Genomic DNA, 16568 nt, shown 5'->3' with positions numbered 1-16568 from the left:
CCGCCCACCCGTAAGTACCGGCGCGACCGGGGGAACCCAGGGTGACGCCAGGTGCGGCCGCGATGTGCGTTTCGGGTCAAACGCGACCGGTCCGGCCGATCTTGCTCACCCTTTGATGTCGTCCCGAAAGCTACCGAGTTGGTGCGGCGATGCAATGTGACGCGATGGGCCATGAACGGACTCATGCACCGCAGCAAACAACAGCTCTATTCGATCACTTCATCTGCGCGGGCAAGCATCGACGGCAGCAAAGCTAGGCCGAGGGCCTTGGCGGTCCTCAAGTTTACGACGAAGTCGAACTTGGCCGGCTGCTCCACCGGAAGATTAGCGGGTTTTGCTCCACGCCAAATCCTGTCGACGTATTCGGCAGCGCGGCGATACAAATCCGTAAAATTCGGCCCATAAGACATGAGGCCACCCGCTTCGACGTGCTCTCTGGCGTTGTAGATTGTTGGCAGTCGCGCTCCCATTGCTAAAGTCTGGATCTGATCGCGGTGGGTATTCACAAGCGGATCGGCAACTATATACAATGCCCCTGCACCACCTTTTAGCGCCTCGAAGGCAGACGGGATGTCCTCTGCTTGACGAATTGTGAGGATGTCGGTCTCAAGACCAAGCCTCGCCGCCGCCGCTTGCACTTCACTAAGCTCCAGTGCGGACAAGGAATTGCCAATGTTCCCAATAGCTGCCAAACGCCGAAGACTTGGAATGGCCTCGCGCAAAAGTTCTAGGCGCTTGCCGGCAAGATCGGTTGCTACCGTCGAGAGGCCCGTGACGTTGCCGCCAGGTTTCGCCAAACTCGCAACCAGTTTGTTTGCAACTGGGTCTCCCGCCACCGCGAACACGATCGGAATAACCGATGTTGCCTGCATCGCCGCGATAAACGTTTGCGGTCCCCGAGGTTACAATGACATCGACTCTAAGCCGAACGAAATCCGTCGCAAATTTAGCGAAGCGTTCACTGTTTCCTTCGCCCCACGCATATTCAATCGCGACTGTTCGCCCCTCGATCCATCCGAGTTCACTCAGTCGCTTCAAGAATTCAGCAAGCCGTTGGCGCTCGACCGAAGGGGTGCTCTGACCCAAGAACCCGATGGTTGGCAATCGAGGGGATTGCTGCGCGCGGCCCGTTACCGGCCGCACGGCCACCAGACCAGCAAGAGCACCAAGCAAATCCCGGCGCCTCATACCTACCTCAACCGCAGACGACGGCATCATATGACTGAGGCCAGCGTTTTGGTAGGGATGAAACCGGCTTCGCCGCGGTCCCTAGACTTTATCGTCGACGTCGCAAAAGCCTACGGGAAGCACGTTGTGAAGGACCGATTGGGCGTTGATCTCTAGATTTCTGGAGTCCGATAAGAGCCCTTAGCGGACTCCAGCGACTTTCCGTTCAGATCATCAGCAGGAAGATCACGATCGATGGCGCCCCTACCGAAGCGATTTCTTACTTTTCCCGTTTTGATCGATGTCGCCGGCATGGTAGCGGCTTCTTCTATTCCGACGAAGCGAACCTGTTTTGGTCAGCGCCAAACACGTCCTTTTTAAAAACAGCCTGGAAACGCACACCGCAGAGCTGCGACTCACTGCTCTCGACTTCGCGCTAAAGGATCGGGTTTACTTCCAGATTGACTGCACAACCCTTTTCGCAGACGGCAATTTGCTAAAGCACTCGAATGCGGACGTTGCCGTCGCGCGGATTGCGACCCTTGAAAAGATAGCAGAAGGCAAGCCGCACAGCGGAAAGTACGACATTCTCGGAATGCCGGGCTTAGCTGGAACTTGCCCAACGATCGAAAACTGGAATGTTGCGGGACTATTTAGGGAAGACACGAAACTGCTCAAGGACGTGCAGCTCGGCGATGATATTTTTCTCCTCGGCTACCCGACATCTTTAGCCGACCTCGATTTCTTCGAGAAGAGTACTCCGTTGCTGAGAACGGGCATCGTTGCAGGCATTGTCAACGACGCCCACGTTGTCATCGACTGCCCGGTCTATTTTGGTAACAGCGGCGGTTTTGTGCTCGAGAAGCGAGCCCAGGGCGAGGTGGCAATTGGTGTCGCGTCCCGCATGGTCCCCTTTCCGGAAAACCTTTTCAGCATGGAATTTCAACGTCAAGTGGGCACAAGGTACGAAAACTCGGGGTATTCCATTGTCGAGCCGATGGACAGAGTGTTTGACCTCATCAGCCAGCTAACTGGCTAACAGTGCAACTATCCCAAGAGTCCGATAACCGCCCTTAGTGGACTCCAGAGACCTTGTACGCGTTGGCTCACCCTGAGGAAGTGGACAGCTCAAAACGAACTCAGACCCCTCTTGACAGCTTCAGATGCTAGAACGAAAACTTACATTCAATCTCAACGAGATACTTTTTTATGACGCAGCCTTTTATCCTACTGTCAGCACTTTCGATCGCGGCATTGCTCAACCAAGCTCACGCGGCAGATCTGAGGGCGTCACCGCCGCCACCTTCTCCAGCTTACGATTTCAGCATCCACGGAAGGATTCTCTCGTCAATCGGACCGGTAGCCTATCGAGTGTGCAGCAGGAAATCGCCCGCCAACGCCGTCTTCATGTGGGATCCAACCGATCCGACGATCTACGCTGAAGCATTCCAATCTTGCAGAGACATCCGCATCGCTAGACAGCTCGCTGTCAGGCAGAAGCCCATGTACGGCGGTTATCCAGAGTCCCTGCTTCAGGGCACATTTCAGTTGCTCCCCGTGCGGGCGAAACGACCAAGCCATCGCAGGCTATGATCTTCCCTGAGGAGACTGCTGCTGTGAACCCAAAAAAGCGCATCGTGCTTACCCTCAAGAGCGCACTAAATTATATCGCGCGCCAGCAAGAAGTGCTCTCAAAGCCAGAAGTGACGACGAGGGAAGTCCTACCGACGCTAATGTTGATGCTCGCCTCAATCTTCCTGTTCGACTGGATCGAGGAAAAGCTGTTCGGCCGCACGACTGGCATAGGCATCGCGGTCGGATGGATTGTCGGACTGTCGATCTGCTATGGAGCAAGTCAGTTCCGAAATTCAAAACTAGACTCACTCAAAGGGGGACGCCGCAAAGCCGGAGAGGAGTGAACGGCGGCCCTGAGAGGAGCGAACTCGGTGCCTGAGGGAGCGAACGATCAGCTTGCGCTGTAGTCCCTGAATCCGTTGTAAAGCATGTACGGCGTCCCGACAGGGACTTTACCCTTCTGCAAGCCCCACAGCGTCGAACCCTGCAACACGAGATGGGCGGGCGAGAACGAATGCACCTGTGCCCCGTAGTTCGGCATGGTCGGGTCAAGCCCCATAAACTGCTTGTAGTAGTAGTGATTGTAAGCCTTGCGGCAGGACTATCTTTCCATGCCTCAATTGCCGCGTTGATGGATGCATTTGGACTCGTGCCGGTAACGCCAAGCGTCAGGAATCGCTCGTGGCGATACGGCTGAAACGGTAGGTGCCGGCCGCGACGATCATCACCGCCTTATTGCGCGCGCCGAGACTGTCGACCTGGAAGTATTGCCCAGCGTCGTCCCTCAAAAGGATATCGACCTGGACGTTCGGTCCGAGGTCAGGCCCTAACGTATCCTTCAGGCAGTAGGTAATGGGCGTGCTGGCGGTGACGACCTGGTCGGCCGAATTGGCTGCGCCAGTCCCAATCGCAAGAATTTCGGTCGGCATTGCCCAAGCCCTCTTCTAGAGAAAATCGCTGCGTTGTCGCGGCGGTCGTATATCGCGAGCGTGTCGAGCTGCACGTGGCGGCTCTGCTTCTTGACCATGAGCGGATCGGCACGGCGATCGAGCGCCTCGGTGACGAAGCCGGCGCGCATCGAATGGCCGGAGAAGGCCGCTTCATCCAGGCCGGCCGCGTTGATCGCCCGTTTCACGATCCGGGCGACGGATCTGTCGGACAGCGCGCCGGCGCCGACGCGGCCGTATCGATCGACTTCGCGGAAGATGAGGGCGCTTGTCGGACGCCAGCCGTCGATTGCCAGAATGCCCGCGAGTGACCCAAGGAGGACGTCGCGTTGATGTAGGGGCAGTCCTTCGCCGATGCGATCTCAGCGCGCACAGCGTTGCCCGAGTCAATACTCAAGCGTGCCCTTGCCTTGAATGGCTCCTGATCTTGCGCAATGAACGGCACCTTCGGCAGAACGATGGTAAGCACGCGCACGATGGCTCCCCATTCTAATTCTTTCGCTCACCGGGGATCGTCGGGGGTCATCTTCTTCATTCTCTCCCAAAATGCCGGGATTGTGGTCCTCTAACAGCGCAATCGCTTCCTGGATCTGTTCGTCGGTATAGAACGTACCCACGAGGAAAACACCTGCCGGCTGTGGGGACATCGTCACTTGAGGGTGCCGTCTCGCTTCATTGCCGACTTCATTTCGGCCATGGTTGCGCTTGCGGGGAGGCGCCTCTTGAGAACCCAAGCACCGCAGAGCCAAGGGGCGATCCGTACTCGGCCCATACCAAACGTTCCGACGAAAGGGCGACCTTCGCCCCGGTGAGGGCGTTGCAGAGTGCGCGCCCAAGCTGGGTAAGCCGCCATTTGGATTCATCTGGAAGAGCATCCGTTGAGCCGCAGCGCGAGCTGAAGCGTTCGCCGACGGTGCGGCGGACCTCCCACGACCAGCCGCCGTCTCAGGCAGCGCTGACGGCGGCGAGCTCAGCCGCCAGGAACTGTTTCTCAAACGCCTCGGCGGGCATCGGACGGCCGAAGAAATAGCCCTGCCCTTCCTCGCATCCCATGCTGACCAGGAAGTCGGCCGTTGCGCGGTTCTCGATACCTTCGGCCACGACGGTGAGACCGAGCTGCTTGCTGAGGCCGATGGTCGAGCCGACGATGGCGGCGTCGTCGGAATTCGACAGAAGACCGAAGACGAACGACCGGTCGATCTTGAGGCCGTCGAGCGGAAATTTCTTCAGATAGCTCAGGCTCGCATATCCGGTGCCGAAATCATCGAAAAGGATCCGGAGTCGTTGAACCGATCCATCCCAAGGCCATGGCGGCGATCCTGACGAGCGCGGAGGAATGGGACGTGTGGCTGCGGGCGCCTTGGGATGAAGCCGAGGCGTTGCAGCGGCCGCTTGAAGACAACATATTGAAAATCGTGGCGCGAGGGGCTCAAAAGAAAGACGTGATCGCCTAGCGCCAGATGATGCCATCCTGCCGGTGTTTTGCCCGACGTGTCAACTGATGGGTTAGCGCGTCTACTTATAAGAGCCGCCAGGTCCGCTTATGCCCCATGAGCGGCGCGGACGCTGACGTTGCGCGAGGTCCGAGAAGGGCCGGAACCGGAACTGCGCTGGGTCTCAGCCTTGAGACCGCGACAAGTCCAGCGTGAGGGAGACCACCACCAGCGTAAGAAGGAACAGAGCAAAGATCGAAATTTTCACGCTTCGTCCCCAGTCGGTGACCACCCGCGCCAACCACAACATGGCAACGAGAGACGAGCATCCGGAGACACCGATGGCCAAGGCGTCCGCCTCGCGGGTAAGACCTAGCGGGAGTTTTAGTCCAATGTAGACCACGAACCCCGCCATAAAAATCGACCAAGCCACCCATCCAATCGAAACCGCTTCCTCTAGCGATAGCTTTCGGCCGAAGAACCACTGAGCGCGCGACACCATGAATGCAGAGCCGGCGAGCACGGCCGCAGAGACTGTCCCAAGGTGTTCAGCAGGGGTCATGGCGTTCCCGGTCGTAGGATTTTTGAGGTCTCAGATGAGGCCGAAAGTGATCGCGATTAAAAAGAACACGGTCAGCCCGATGGCGACCATCTTAAATATGTAAGCGGCCTCAACGTCGTGCCCAAGCCATTCGAAGTCCGGCCCCCATAGGACGGTCGCGACGAACCCCAGAACGAGCGTCGTGATCAGCAGGATCACGTAGACGGTGTCCATATGGAACGACCTTTATCGTCACTGCCACGACCACTCACCCATGACGCCGATAAACCACCCGGCATTGAAGGCGACAACAAGCATAAGGAGGCAGGTCAACAAGGAGGGCTCGACGTCCTGAACACCTTGGGCACGCCAAATTGCGAGTAGTCCCAGCGCACAAATTCCCGAGCAAACAACAGGCCAGATCGCTGCGAACCGCCCCCGATGGGTCCGTGGCAGACGCCTGGCACGGCGAGATGCCACCAAGGCAGTCAAGGCCAACACAATCAGACAAGCGGTGAGCAAGTACATTCGACGGGATCCCTGGCGCAACCGCCGCCATCTCGAGGGCGCTGGCGAACCAATAGCGCGCGTTGATTTCCTCAACCTTAAAGCGATGGAGAAATTGTTAGTCGTCCGACGGCCAACCTCTTTGAGCGCATATCGCAAGCTTTTACCTATCTTCAGACGCTTTGGCTCACGTTAGGCACGGGCAGACGCGCCTTAAAGGTATGCAAACCTTGTTCGTATAGCGGCGCGAGCCTAGGCGGCTTTGTGTTACCATGGTGAGCATGTTTCGCATCAAAATCCCGCCCACCGTTCTCCTCTTCCTTATCGTCGGGGGCGCGTCCTGCATTTTCGTGTTTTACGGCCTCTATCTACTGATCGCGCTGATTGCCTTGAATCTGGCCTGCCTGCTGTTCGCCCCGATCGCGAGGCGGCGCGGATGGGGCGCAGAAGGGCGGCTCACGAGACATCTCAACCGTCCCCGGATGGAACGCGAAAGCCGCAGGGCCATTAGGCGCGAGAGCGTACGTACCCTGCAGGAAGAGCGATGACTGCTTCAGAGGAAGTCCGAATTTGGCGGTTTCGAGTGCGCGGCTTTACGCTTGCCGGAGTTGCATGTCTCGCCTTGATTTTCTTGCTGAAGATTCTCGATCCAATCGAGCTTGTGAAAAGCTTCCTTAGTGCCCTTGTTCTGTTTTTCGCCTTCCTTTGGCTGTGCGGGCTATATTGCACCTACCGGTATTGGAGAGGTTTCAGAGAGGATGAAATGCGGCGCGGCGGATCAGCGGAAACCGCTCGCGCAAAATGGCATGAACTGCACCCGCCCCCTGACTAGATGGTGGTGGGCCGCTTTGGGTCAAAAGCTGCCGTGAGCAGCTTCAAGATGCCTTTCCGCTCAGCTTTCGAAAGCAGACAATGGCCGGCCAATCCCCGTGGCGCATTCCCGCGCTGAGATCGCGCTGCGACCTCGCAGAAAGCAAGGATGCGCATCGTCACTTGGAAGCCGAATGCCAGGTCGATGTTGCCCCCCGGGACACCGCTCGCCAAAACAACGAGCCTCCTAGGAGTGCTGGTGTCAAGCGAACGCCGCCCGCTCAGGCCGCGCTGACGGCGGCGAGCTCAGCCGCCAAGAACTGCTTTTCAAACGCCTCGGCGGGCATCGGACGGCCGAAGAAATAGCCCTGCCCTTCTTCGCATCCCATGCTGACCAGGAAGTCGGCCGTTGCGCGGTTCTCGATGCCTTCGGCCACGACGGTAAGACCGAGCTGCTTGCTGAGGCCGATGGTCGACCCGACGATGGCGGCGTCGTCGGAATTCGACAGAAGACCGAAGACGAACGACCGGTCGATCTTGAGGCCGTCGAGCGGAAACTTCTTGAGATAGCTCAGGCTCGCATAACCGGTGCCGAAATCATCGAACAGGATCCGGACGCCGAGCTCCTGAATTCGCTTGAACATTTCAAGCACGCGGCGCTCGTCATGCAGCAGGATGTCTTCGGTGACTTCGATCTCGAGCAGCGACGGCGTCAGCCCGGTCTCTTCGAGCAGCGCTGCAACGGAATGCGCGAGGTCGCCGGACTGAAGCTGCGAGGGTGAGAGGTTGATCGCCACGCGCACGTCGTTGCCGGACAATTCCCAGGCTCGCGCCTGGCGGCAGGCGGTCTCCATCACCCAGTTCGCGATCCGCTCCGACAGCGCAGAGGTGTTGACAACAGGCATGAATTCGGCCGGCGAGACGTAGCCGCGCACCGGATGCCGCCAGCGGATCAGCGCTTCGGCTCCGACCAGGCTGCCGTCGATCAGACGAACCTGCGGCTGGTAGAACAGCTCGAATTCGCTGCGATCGGCGGCAAGCGCCAGCTCGCCCTCCAGCCTCAAGCGGTTCTCGAGCTCCTGCCGGATCGCGGCTTCGAATACGACGTGGCCGCCGCGCCTGGTCGCCTTGGCTTTCGTCAGCGCGAGATGGCCGTTGCTCAGGAGGTCATCGGCGTTGCTCCCGCCTTCAGGATAGACGGCGACGCCAACGCTGATCTTGACCCGGTGCTGGCGCGTGCCGGTTGCGAGAGGGGCTTCGAACGCGCGCGCGATTCGCTCGGTCACCGCCGCGACCGGCTCGGTGATCTCTGCGCAATCGATCGCGATGGCAAATTCGTCCCCGCTGAGCCGGGCGACGATCGCCTTCCCACCGACCTCGCTCCGGAGCCGCTCGGCGACCGCGCGCAGCACCAGATCGCCGGCGGAGTGCCCTAGCATGTTATTGATCTCTTGGAAGCCGTCGAGCCCGAGCACGAGCAACGCGACGCTCGAAGACCGTCGCTCCGCCGCGGCGATCAGATCGGTCAGGCCCACATGCAGCATGTTCCGGTTGGCCAGCCCCGTCAGCGCGTCATGTTCGGCGAGATATCGAATGCGTTCGGCTTCACGTTTGCGCACGGAGATATCGCGCAGGATGGCACCGTATTGAAAGCCGTCCGTTCCCTGCCAGCCCGAAAAGCTCGCCTCGACCGGGAAGGTTTCGCCGTTCTTGCGCCGGCCTTCGAACTCGACGACGACGGCGCCGCCCGGAACCAGGAGCGCCTGGCGCGCGGCGTCGTGCATGGACGGTCTTGCACCGGCGTGTGCCGGCAAAGCGCACAGCGTTTCGAACGGGCGGCCGATGATCTCGGCCGGCATGTAGCCGAAGATCGCGCTGGCGCCGGGATTCCAGACCGTGATGCGGTGATCCTCGTCGGTGCAGACCAGCCCGTCGCCGAGCGACATCGCGATGCGATGAAAGCGGCTCTCGGCGATGCGTCCGAGCAGGCTGCGGAAGTCGATTTCGTCGAGCGCAATCGCGGTCAGGTAAGCGACGATGGCGATGTGGAACAGCGACGTATCGATGACCAGGGGCCATCTTGCCTGCACAAGGATTGCGGCCAGTTCGACCACCGCCCCGGTTGCGAGGAGGATTGCGACGCGAAGTCCTGGCGCGACACGGCGCCACGAATACAGCATCAGCAGGCAGATCGCGCCCAGTCCGAGCACCATGCCGATATCGGAGGTCCAGCGCAGCGTCCGGTTCTGAAGAATCGATTCAGCGGCGAGCGCCTGGAGGACCGGCCCCGAGACGATCCTGCCGTTCGGAACGCTGAAACGGTCGCCGAGCTCGAGCGCCGTGGCGCCAATGATGACCTTCTTGCCTTTCAGCTTGTCGAGCGTGGCGCTATCGCCGCGCAGCACGTCGACATAGGAGACGGCGGGAATGGAGGGCGCGCGAATGCTGAAATCGATCAGAAAGGGCGGTCGCCGATTGGCGTCCTGGCCCGCCAGCACAACGGCCATCGAAGGCATAAAAGCGTCGCCGAGCTTCTCGCCGAACGGATAGCGGCGAACCAGCCCGTCGGATTCGATTGCGACATTGACGAGAGCCGGCCACGACTGGTTGCTGAACGACTTCAGCGGCCGGTTGACATGGGCCGGGCCGCCCCTCGGTGTCGGCTGCTTGAAGGATGGCAGGATCGTCGAACCGCCGGCGTCTCGCAATGCCTTGGCGAAGGCCGCGTCGGAGGCGGGATCCGACGGCGTGCTGAAATCGACATCGAAGGCAACCTCCTGCGCGCCTGCCGCTTCCAGCCTTTGCAGCATTTCGGCATGGAGACGCCGCGGCCAGGGCCACACCCCGATCTGGTCGATCGACGGCGCATCGATACCGACCACGACGATGTCGCCGGTGGCCGCACGCGTTTGCCACTTGAATCGAAGATCGGTGAGCGCATTGCGAAGCGCAGCGTGCCAGCCCGTGGACAACACCACCGCGAGCGCGATCACGACAAGAATATGCGGCCGATAGCGTTTCACCCGAGCCTCCCCCCACACCCGCCCCGACGGACGCGTCCACCTAGAGTTCAGCGTCTGCCGTGCCCATTGCTGCCATTTCCGTGGCCGTGGCCGTTGTTGCCTCTGCCATTGCCGGTGGCGCCGTTGTCGGCATGGCTGCTGTTACCGTGACCGTTGTTGCCGCCGTTACCGCTATTGTTTTGATTGCCGCCGTTGCCGCTGTTGCCGCTGTTGCCGTTGTTGTTACCCGAATTACCGTTGCCACCGTCCTTTCCGTTGTTTGCTCGCGGGGCATCGCTGGATGCGCCGGCCGTCGTTGCGGCGATCGTGGCGTTCGCGCTGGCGGCACCGCTGCTTGCCGCACCGTTGGATGCAGCCGGGCTCGTCTGGCCATCGTTCCAGACCGTCTGACCGTCGCCCCTGGCATTCGCGTTACGTGCCTGCCCCGGCGGAACGCCGCCGTGCGCAAGGCCGCGCGTCGCCTTGTGGACGTTCAGCTTGACCTCTCCCAGCGCGGCCGAAATGCGCACGGCTCCTGCCTTGGGGGCATGCCCCTCGGCCGCCTGCCCCGAGGCCTTGGGTGCGCCGGCCGCCTTGCTTCCCTTGTCGATGGGGCCGAGCGCATGGATGGCATGGCCATTGGCCGCATGGCGCGGCGCCGACAGGCCCGACTTCGGCACTGGGACACGCTCGATCGTGGGTGCACGGGGCTTGCCCTGCTCGATCGGATTGAGCGTCCCCGCACCGCTGAGGCTGAGACCGGGCTTGCCGTGTTCGAACACGGTGGCCGCTTGTCCGGGCATCACTTGCGCAATCTGTCCCGTCTTGAAATCGGAGACTTCGACCTGGCCGCGGAGCACGCCGACCTTGGTGCTGCCGGCACCGACCGTGACGCTGAACTGCGTTCCCTTGACCACGGCGGCGAGATATGGCGTCTCGACCTCGAAATGCTTGACGTTGCGCTTCTCGACCTCGAGCAGGATCGAACCCGCCTGCTGGATGATGGTGGTCGACAGGCCGTCCTTCTTCTCGGCCGGCAGGCCCACCACCGAATTGGGAGAGATCAGGATCGTTTCCTCGCCGCGGACGAGGAGAACGCGCCCGTTGCGACCGGTGCGAATGGTATCGCCAGGTTTCAGCGTTCCTTCTGACGTCAACGACACCTGCTGGGCGCCGCTCGTGGCAAGCCAGACCTCGCCCGAGGATTTGCTGACGGACCACACACCGTCGTCCGCCGCGATTGCGCTGGAGGCCGATCCCAGGATCAGCGCCGCCGCGAGGGCGCGCCGCATTCCAACTCTGCCGAACATGATGATCCTCAGCCCGCGTTTACAGCCAAGCCTGAGGGGTATCCGAAATCACTCAAGATAGGATTATCGGAAAGCGGCCAGCGGAGCGGCCGGATTAACCAATCGTTGACCATAAAAACCTATGAAAAATCATGCGGCTAACGAACCCTTACCGTCCCGTGGCAGATCCTCCGTTGAACTACGGAGACAAAGTCGACGCGCGCGGTGAGACGCGGCATCGCCTTACCGCATTGGTATCGGCGGCAGTAATTTTCGCGGCGACTCCAGCGGCACTCGCTCAACAGGCGAACCAGCCGGGCTTCGATCCGCGCCAGCCCGAGAAATATTTTGATAACCAGACCGAGCAGGAATCGCTCGGCCGGCCGCCGGTCCGGTTGCCGAGCGTCGGACAGCCCACGACGGGCGGCGATACCAAGCCGCAATTCGTGCTGCGCGGCGTCAGCGTCGGCGGCGCCCATGCGGTTTCCCCTGATCGCATCGCCGCTGTCTACCAGCCTTATCTCGGCCGGAAGGTCTCGCAGGCGGATCTGGCCGCGATCGCAGGCGCCATCAGCGACCTCTACCGCGAAGCCGGCTTTCATCTGAGCCGCGCCATCGTGCCACCACAAGACATCGCCGACGGCCGTGTCCGGATTCAGGTCCTGGAAGGTGCGATCGTGCAGGCCGAGTTGAAGGGCGACGGTGCAGAGCGGTTCGGCATAAGGCCGATGCTGGCGCCGGTTCTGACCGAACATCCTTCGCGACTGGCAACGCTCGAACGCCAGCTCTTCCTGATCAATGGCAGGCCGGGCGTCCGGATCACCGACACTGCGCTGGAGGAGATCGGCGGTACGACGGGCCGCTTCCGCCTGACCATCTACTTGAAAACCTGGCACGTCTTCTCCTCGTTCGGCCTCGACAATCTCGGATCCTCGTCGGTCGGTCCCTGGCAAACCTACGCCACCGGCGCGTTCAACTCTTACCTCACGCCCGGCGATGCATTGGCGGTCAACCTGTCGACCATTGCCAACGACCCCCGCCAACTCGGCTTCGCACGGCTGTCGTACGATGCGCCCGTCGGCGTCGACGGTGTCCGCCTGGGTGCTTCCGTGCTGTACAGCGCGGTAAGGCCGGGCGATATGCGCCGGCTCGATAGCGACATCACCACGACCCAGGCGTTCGAGCTGCGTGCCAGCATGGTCCCGTTGCAGTCGCAATCCTCCACGCTCACGCTGACCGCCGCCACGACCTTCAGCAATGTGTCCGAGCATGACCTTTACGGGCCCTGGTACAACGACCACATCAGGACGGCGAGCCTGACCGCCGACTACCGGCTGTTGGATCCTTTTGGCGGCACCAATTTTGCGACTCTGACCTACCGTCAGGGGCTCGACGTTTTTGGCGCCTCACATTTCGAGGACGATCTGTTGTCACGCGACGGAGCCTCCTCGAACTTCTCGGTCCTGAACCTCTGGTTCACGCGCTACCAGACACTCAACGATGTCTGGTCGCTCAAGCTCGCTGCCGCGAGCCAGACGGCGTCGCGCCCGCTGTTCACTTCGCAACAATTCTATCTCGGCGGCGCGGCCTTCGGCCGTGGCTATGGCGCAGCCGAGATCAGCGGCGACAACGGCCTTGCCGGCTCGCTCGAGCTGCGCTTCGACCAGAAGCTCAATTTCCGCTATTGGACCGGCTACCAGCTCTATGCCTTTGGCGACGCTGGCGCAGTCTGGAACCACGGTTATCGCCTGAGCGACGGGCTGTCGCTGACATCGGCCGGAGCCGGTGTGCGCTTCTTCCTGCCGGACGACCTCCAGGCCGATTTCGGCGTCGCCGTCCCCTTAAGCTACCGGGCGCCGGACAACGAGCGTCGCAGCCCACGCTTTCTTTTCACGCTGTCGAGCGCGTTCCGGCTCTGCCCCGAAAGCGGCCGGGCGAGCTGTCTCTAGCCGCCTGGTCCTTCGGGCGGGATGTCGCATCCTGACAGCTTTTCCCCGCGGCCATCCTTCGAGACTCCCGCTTGAGGCGGGCTCCTCAGAATGAGGCCGGAGTGCGCGGCCGGAGTTTCCACGGGCACAGACGCTGATGAGCCTCATCGTGAGGAGACGCTCGACCGCTTCCTGCGTGACAGCGCCAGCAGCGCGCTCACGCCCGCGGATACGAAGAGCCCAATGATCATGAACCCGGGCGACTATTGGCCGGGACGCTTTGCGGCAGATCAAGGCGGCTCCGACACGGCACGGTAAGAAACCACATGCTGTCGGAGAGACACGTGTCGCACTATACCGGAAGTCTTGGTACGAAAAGCCTTGTTCCGAAGGTCCTGCCCGCGGCGAGAGTGCCGGCATTCATGCGGCATCTCTATCGTTCGACCCGCAGGCTGCTGCGCTCGATCGTCGCTCGCATCGATCTCTCGCAATTTCCAGGATCCTGCTGCGGATGAGCGCGGCAGCCGCAAGCGAATGCAGAAAGATTGCCCTATGCTCCGACATGTGAGACGGATTTTCCTGCTGCTTGGCCTCGTCTCTGGCTTCGGCTCGTCGTCCGCTCTCGGTGCTGATGCCGGTCACGGCGCCGAACTCGCCAGGCGCTGGTGCGCGAGCTGCCATGTCGTGGCGAACGGACAGGCTCAGGCGAGCGCCGACGTCCCTTCCTTTGCGTCAGTCGCGCGCAGGCCGGATTTCAGTGCGGAAAGGCTCGCATTCTTCCTGCTCGATCCGCACCCGAAGATGCCGAATTTTCCCCTGAGCCGAACCGAAGCCGGCGATATCGCGGCCTACATCGCATCGCTGCGTTAGATGCCTGATCGGCCGCCGAAGGCCGCGCTCGCGCAAACCAAGCGGCGCGCTTTTCCGAAGGTCATACTTCAGCAATAGTCTGAGCTTCATCCCGGATGGTCACGCCGGGCTGCACGAAGGCTGCAAATGCAAATCCCTGCCGGTGGACCGGCAGGGATCAGCAGAAAGGATGACAGACGGCGAATAAGATCATTCGGTGGCCCATCATGGACCTGCACCGGTATCGAAGCGCGGATCTTCACGTCATACAAGATCAATTTGTGGGCACGCTGTACACAGACCGAAAATCAGGACTTGCCCTTGCCGGGTTGCATGAGACTGCCGGTCATCTGACGCATGTGATCTCCGGCGCTGGTGAACTGACTGCGGAGGAAATCGGATTGGATTCGCATCGCCTCCTGGAGGTCGGTGGCATGCACCAGCTTGCGCGCATGCTCGAAGGCCGACTTCATGTTCTGCTCCGTGAAAGCCAACGCCTGCTTCGACACCTCTGTCCCCGCCCCCGGAACGGACGACATCGATTTGGTCGCCGCTTCAAAGAACATGCCGAAGGCCTTTTCGGCCTGGTCGATGGTCTTCTCGGCCAAATCACGCAGTTCGGCCGGAACTTCGATTTTCGGTTCGATCATGGTCTCACTCCTCCCTTTTTCCGTCTGAATACCACATTTGCCTGACCGCCATCCAGCCGCCAGCGCTCCGGCGAACGATGCCGGGGAGCCTGCTCTGGCAGGAAAATGGGCAGGATGGGCGCGCGGCCGGGCTCTAGGATAAGGGGTGCTCGGGAAGAGCTTCGTCGGTGGCGAGATCTTCGACCAGCTTGATCACCTCGAAGCGCTGTCGCGGCGCGAGCTTCAGGAAGGCCCGGAGCAGGCGCAGACTTTCCACGGTGCTGCCTGCAGGCACACCGAGCTTGAGATGCAGCTCAGCCGCGAAATTGAGGTTTTTCATCTCGCACCTATGACAAGCATCGGTCGTGATCCGCTCGAGAACCGAACGCCGCAACAGAACTATGGCGACGAACGTTCGGCCGAAGGGACCCGCCGGGTTGCAGGCTGAACCGCGTCCAAACGACGGCCTCCATCTGGTTGCAACTATGCCAAGCAACAACCCATCCGGCAAGCCCAACCGTGGGTATAGCGATGCTTGGTCTGCATCGCGCCACAGCGTTTTCCGGATAACAGGAATATCGATCGCCGTCACCCACCTGCGTCAAGAAGCGTCATCAATCACGCGCACAGCCCCTCTTGCTGTCAATCAACACGGGGTTTCGTCGTGTTTCCGATGTTAAATGCACGTTAGCGCGCACGAATTGGCGATTCTTCAGCAAGATACACGCATTTGTTGAATCCGTCCCGGCGGTTGCATTAAGCGCGTGAAAGTCGATCTCGCGGCCGGTCCACCGTGAACCGCCGTCCACGCGCGAGCGACCAAGCCGTTGCGGCACGGCCACGCAGACACGGGCGCCATGGCTGAAAAACTCTTCGATTGGGCGCGCCTCAGCACCAAAAGGACGACGGCATGCTTTCTCGCTGCGATCTCATCAAGGGCGCCGCAATTGCGCTTCTCACCCTCTCGACACAAGGCGCATGGGCGCAGGAGACCAAGATGAACCTGTTCAAGATCGTCACCGTCAAGGACGAAATCGTCGTCGGACTGTCGGCGCAGGAGCTTCAGGCGCTCGGCGGCAATGATGCGAGCGCCGTTGCACACGCGCTGGCACAGAAGGGCGATCTCACCGTCTGGCAATACAACGTGCATCGTGGCCCCAACGGCGAATTACAGCAGGCACCGACAGCCAAGATCGGGCTGCTGGCCCATGCCTCGCTGCGCGTCGAGCCCTACACCACGCCTTACCAGATCGTCCCTCACCCGTAAGCAATGGGCGGAGCGCCGGCGGCCGAGACCGCCGGCGCTCCGCAATCATCCACGTCGGCCCCCGCGCGCCGTTCCCGTCTCCGTCGCGAAGCCGTAGATCAGCGCCAGCCGGTCCAGGCATTCGCGAAAACGCCGCGCGAAGTAATCGTTCCAGCGTTGCGTGCGGACGGCACGACGCTGCCCAACCTGATCCATGGTCAGACCCAGCACCAGCACGTCGTGCACCAGCGCGGCGCCGTCGGTGCCGAGCTCTCGTTCGATCCTGTTGAGCCGCAGCACCGCCTGGCGCTGGGTTTCGGTGACGGGCTCACGCGTGCCCGTCCCATCGACATATTCGCGCGTCGTATCCACCGCCTGCGGGCCGCGCTCCGCCCGCTCCCAATCGTTCTGGAAGGCGCGGCCGCCGCGGTACTGCGCCTCGTCGATCTGATGGTGCGCGTGCAGCCGGCCAAGCGGATCGCCGCGGACCGATCGGATCGCCAGGATCTTCTCGCCGGAATCGAGCGCGAGCGGATTGTCGACCTCCACCTCCGCGATCTCGGCGTTGAACGGCACCTCCCGCCACCGCCGGTCGTAGATCTGCGCCAATTTGTAGGACTTGTTGCGTCGGGCACGAGCCACTCG

General features: G+C 61.2%; 17 protein-coding genes and 2 pseudogenes. 8 read left to right on the top strand and 11 right to left on the bottom strand.

Annotated features, from left to right (window positions below; genetic code table 11):
- Positions 1-206: 206 nt before the first annotated feature.
- Positions 207-872 carry an ABC transporter substrate-binding protein gene (locus I6F12_RS13300; protein WP_225156521.1) on the bottom strand — a complete coding sequence of 222 codons (666 nt, stop codon included), beginning with the start codon at positions 870-872 and terminating at the stop codon, positions 207-209.
- A gap of 647 nt (positions 873-1519) precedes the next feature.
- Between I6F12_RS13300 and I6F12_RS13295 the strand changes: the two genes are divergently transcribed.
- Together I6F12_RS13295 and I6F12_RS13290 are read left to right on the top strand one after the other, a co-directional pair.
- Positions 1520-2206: a hypothetical protein gene (locus tag I6F12_RS13295; protein WP_225156520.1), complete on the top strand. Its 687-nt coding sequence runs from the start codon at positions 1520-1522 to the stop codon at positions 2204-2206.
- Between the two features lie 577 nt (positions 2207-2783).
- Entirely contained in the window at positions 2784-3086 is a 303-nt protein-coding gene (locus I6F12_RS13290; RefSeq protein WP_225156519.1) for a hypothetical protein, read from the top strand.
- Between the two features lie 324 nt (positions 3087-3410).
- On the opposite strand, the gene I6F12_RS13285 is transcribed toward I6F12_RS13290, so the two are convergent.
- Positions 3411-3671, bottom strand: coding sequence for a hypothetical protein (locus I6F12_RS13285; protein WP_225111980.1), 261 nt, complete (start codon positions 3669-3671; stop codon positions 3411-3413).
- A gap of 74 nt (positions 3672-3745) precedes the next feature.
- Between I6F12_RS13285 and I6F12_RS13280 the strand changes: the two genes are divergently transcribed.
- Complete coding sequence (locus I6F12_RS13280) at positions 3746-4000, top strand: hypothetical protein (RefSeq protein ID WP_225111981.1); 255 nt, start codon at positions 3746-3748, stop codon at positions 3998-4000.
- A gap of 75 nt (positions 4001-4075) precedes the next feature.
- Here the strand turns inward: I6F12_RS13280 and I6F12_RS13275 are convergent, their stop codons facing one another.
- Both I6F12_RS13275 and I6F12_RS13270 read right to left on the bottom strand, forming a co-directional pair.
- Positions 4076-4306: a hypothetical protein gene (locus tag I6F12_RS13275; protein WP_225145323.1), complete on the bottom strand. Its 231-nt coding sequence runs from the start codon at positions 4304-4306 to the stop codon at positions 4076-4078.
- Positions 4307-4634: 328 nt separating this feature from the next.
- Positions 4635-4970 (bottom strand): annotated as a pseudogene (locus tag I6F12_RS13270) (EAL domain-containing protein); the annotation flags it as partial.
- Between I6F12_RS13270 and I6F12_RS13265 the strand changes: the two are divergent.
- Positions 4964-5143: pseudogene (locus tag I6F12_RS13265) on the top strand (SOS response-associated peptidase); the annotation flags it as partial. The pseudogenes I6F12_RS13270 and I6F12_RS13265 sit on opposite strands and share 7 nt — an antisense overlap.
- A 163-nt stretch (positions 5144-5306) precedes the next feature.
- On the opposite strand, the gene I6F12_RS13260 reads toward I6F12_RS13265, so the two are convergent.
- Both I6F12_RS13260 and I6F12_RS13255 read right to left on the bottom strand, forming a co-directional pair.
- Positions 5307-5684 carry a hypothetical protein gene (locus I6F12_RS13260; protein WP_225156518.1) on the bottom strand — a complete coding sequence of 126 codons (378 nt, stop codon included), beginning with the start codon at positions 5682-5684 and terminating at the stop codon, positions 5307-5309.
- A gap of 30 nt (positions 5685-5714) precedes the next feature.
- Positions 5715-5897: a hypothetical protein gene (locus I6F12_RS13255; RefSeq protein ID WP_225111984.1), complete on the bottom strand. Its 183-nt coding sequence runs from the start codon at positions 5895-5897 to the stop codon at positions 5715-5717.
- Positions 5898-6451: 554 nt separating this feature from the next.
- On the opposite strand from I6F12_RS13255, the gene I6F12_RS13250 reads away from it, so the two are divergent.
- A complete protein-coding gene (locus I6F12_RS13250; protein ID WP_225156517.1) occupies positions 6452-6718 on the top strand; it encodes a hypothetical protein in 267 nt (88 codons plus the stop codon).
- Positions 6719-7261: 543 nt separating this feature from the next.
- Here the strand turns inward: I6F12_RS13250 and I6F12_RS13245 are convergent.
- On the bottom strand, positions 7262-10003 hold the full coding sequence (locus tag I6F12_RS13245; protein ID WP_225156516.1) for an EAL domain-containing protein: 2742 nt from the start codon (positions 10001-10003) through the stop codon (positions 7262-7264).
- Between the two features lie 47 nt (positions 10004-10050).
- The gene (locus I6F12_RS13240; RefSeq protein WP_225156515.1) at positions 10051-11292 is read right to left on the bottom strand and encodes a FecR domain-containing protein; all 1242 of its coding nucleotides are present in this window, start codon (positions 11290-11292) and stop codon (positions 10051-10053) included.
- Positions 11293-11423: 131 nt separating this feature from the next.
- Between I6F12_RS13240 and I6F12_RS13235 the strand changes: the two genes are divergently transcribed.
- Complete coding sequence (locus I6F12_RS13235; protein WP_225156513.1) at positions 11424-13220, top strand: POTRA domain-containing protein; 1797 nt, start codon at positions 11424-11426, stop codon at positions 13218-13220.
- A 531-nt stretch (positions 13221-13751) separates the two neighbouring features.
- A complete protein-coding gene (locus I6F12_RS13230) occupies positions 13752-14069 on the top strand; it encodes a cytochrome c (RefSeq protein WP_036007678.1) in 318 nt (105 codons plus the stop codon).
- Positions 14070-14356: 287 nt separating this feature from the next.
- On the opposite strand, the gene I6F12_RS13225 is transcribed toward I6F12_RS13230, so the two are convergent.
- Together I6F12_RS13225 and I6F12_RS13220 are read right to left on the bottom strand one after the other, a co-directional pair.
- Positions 14357-14698 (bottom strand): phasin, encoded by a 342-nt coding sequence (locus tag I6F12_RS13225; RefSeq protein ID WP_036007681.1) that lies wholly within the window; start codon positions 14696-14698, stop codon positions 14357-14359.
- A gap of 133 nt (positions 14699-14831) precedes the next feature.
- Complete coding sequence (locus I6F12_RS13220) at positions 14832-15017, bottom strand: hypothetical protein (protein WP_036007684.1); 186 nt, start codon at positions 15015-15017, stop codon at positions 14832-14834.
- Positions 15018-15587: 570 nt separating this feature from the next.
- Here I6F12_RS13220 and I6F12_RS13215 point away from each other — a divergent pair.
- Positions 15588-15944, top strand: coding sequence for a hypothetical protein (locus I6F12_RS13215; protein ID WP_036007687.1), 357 nt, complete (start codon positions 15588-15590; stop codon positions 15942-15944).
- Between the two features lie 45 nt (positions 15945-15989).
- Here I6F12_RS13215 and I6F12_RS13210 read toward each other — a convergent pair whose 3' ends face one another.
- Positions 15990-16565 (bottom strand): hypothetical protein, encoded by a 576-nt coding sequence (locus I6F12_RS13210; protein ID WP_225156511.1) that lies wholly within the window; start codon positions 16563-16565, stop codon positions 15990-15992.
- Between the last annotated feature and the right edge of the window lie 3 nt (positions 16566-16568).

The organism is Bradyrhizobium sp. IC4059, from assembly GCF_020193615.1.
GTDB lineage: Bacteria > Pseudomonadota > Alphaproteobacteria > Rhizobiales > Xanthobacteraceae > Bradyrhizobium > Bradyrhizobium yuanmingense.
This window is presented reverse-complemented; position numbering and strand designations above follow the sequence as displayed.

Coding starts and splice junctions, on each gene's coding strand:
- I6F12_RS13300 (WP_225156521.1), bottom strand. CDS start 872: ATGCAGGCAACATCGGTTATTCCGATCGTGTTCGCGGTGGCGGGAGAC.
- I6F12_RS13285 (WP_225111980.1), bottom strand. CDS start 3,671: ATGCCGACCGAAATTCTTGCGATTGGGACTGGCGCAGCCAATTCGGCC.
- I6F12_RS13260 (WP_225156518.1), bottom strand. CDS start 5,684: ATGACCCCTGCTGAACACCTTGGGACAGTCTCTGCGGCCGTGCTCGCC.
- I6F12_RS13255 (WP_225111984.1), bottom strand. CDS start 5,897: ATGGACACCGTCTACGTGATCCTGCTGATCACGACGCTCGTTCTGGGG.
- I6F12_RS13250 (WP_225156517.1), top strand. CDS start 6,452: ATGTTTCGCATCAAAATCCCGCCCACCGTTCTCCTCTTCCTTATCGTC.
- I6F12_RS13240 (WP_225156515.1), bottom strand. CDS start 11,292: ATGTTCGGCAGAGTTGGAATGCGGCGCGCCCTCGCGGCGGCGCTGATC.
- I6F12_RS13235 (WP_225156513.1), top strand. CDS start 11,424: ATGCGGCTAACGAACCCTTACCGTCCCGTGGCAGATCCTCCGTTGAAC.
- I6F12_RS13230 (WP_036007678.1), top strand. CDS start 13,752: ATGCTCCGACATGTGAGACGGATTTTCCTGCTGCTTGGCCTCGTCTCT.
- I6F12_RS13225 (WP_036007681.1), bottom strand. CDS start 14,698: ATGATCGAACCGAAAATCGAAGTTCCGGCCGAACTGCGTGATTTGGCC.
- I6F12_RS13220 (WP_036007684.1), bottom strand. CDS start 15,017: ATGAAAAACCTCAATTTCGCGGCTGAGCTGCATCTCAAGCTCGGTGTG.
- I6F12_RS13215 (WP_036007687.1), top strand. CDS start 15,588: ATGCTTTCTCGCTGCGATCTCATCAAGGGCGCCGCAATTGCGCTTCTC.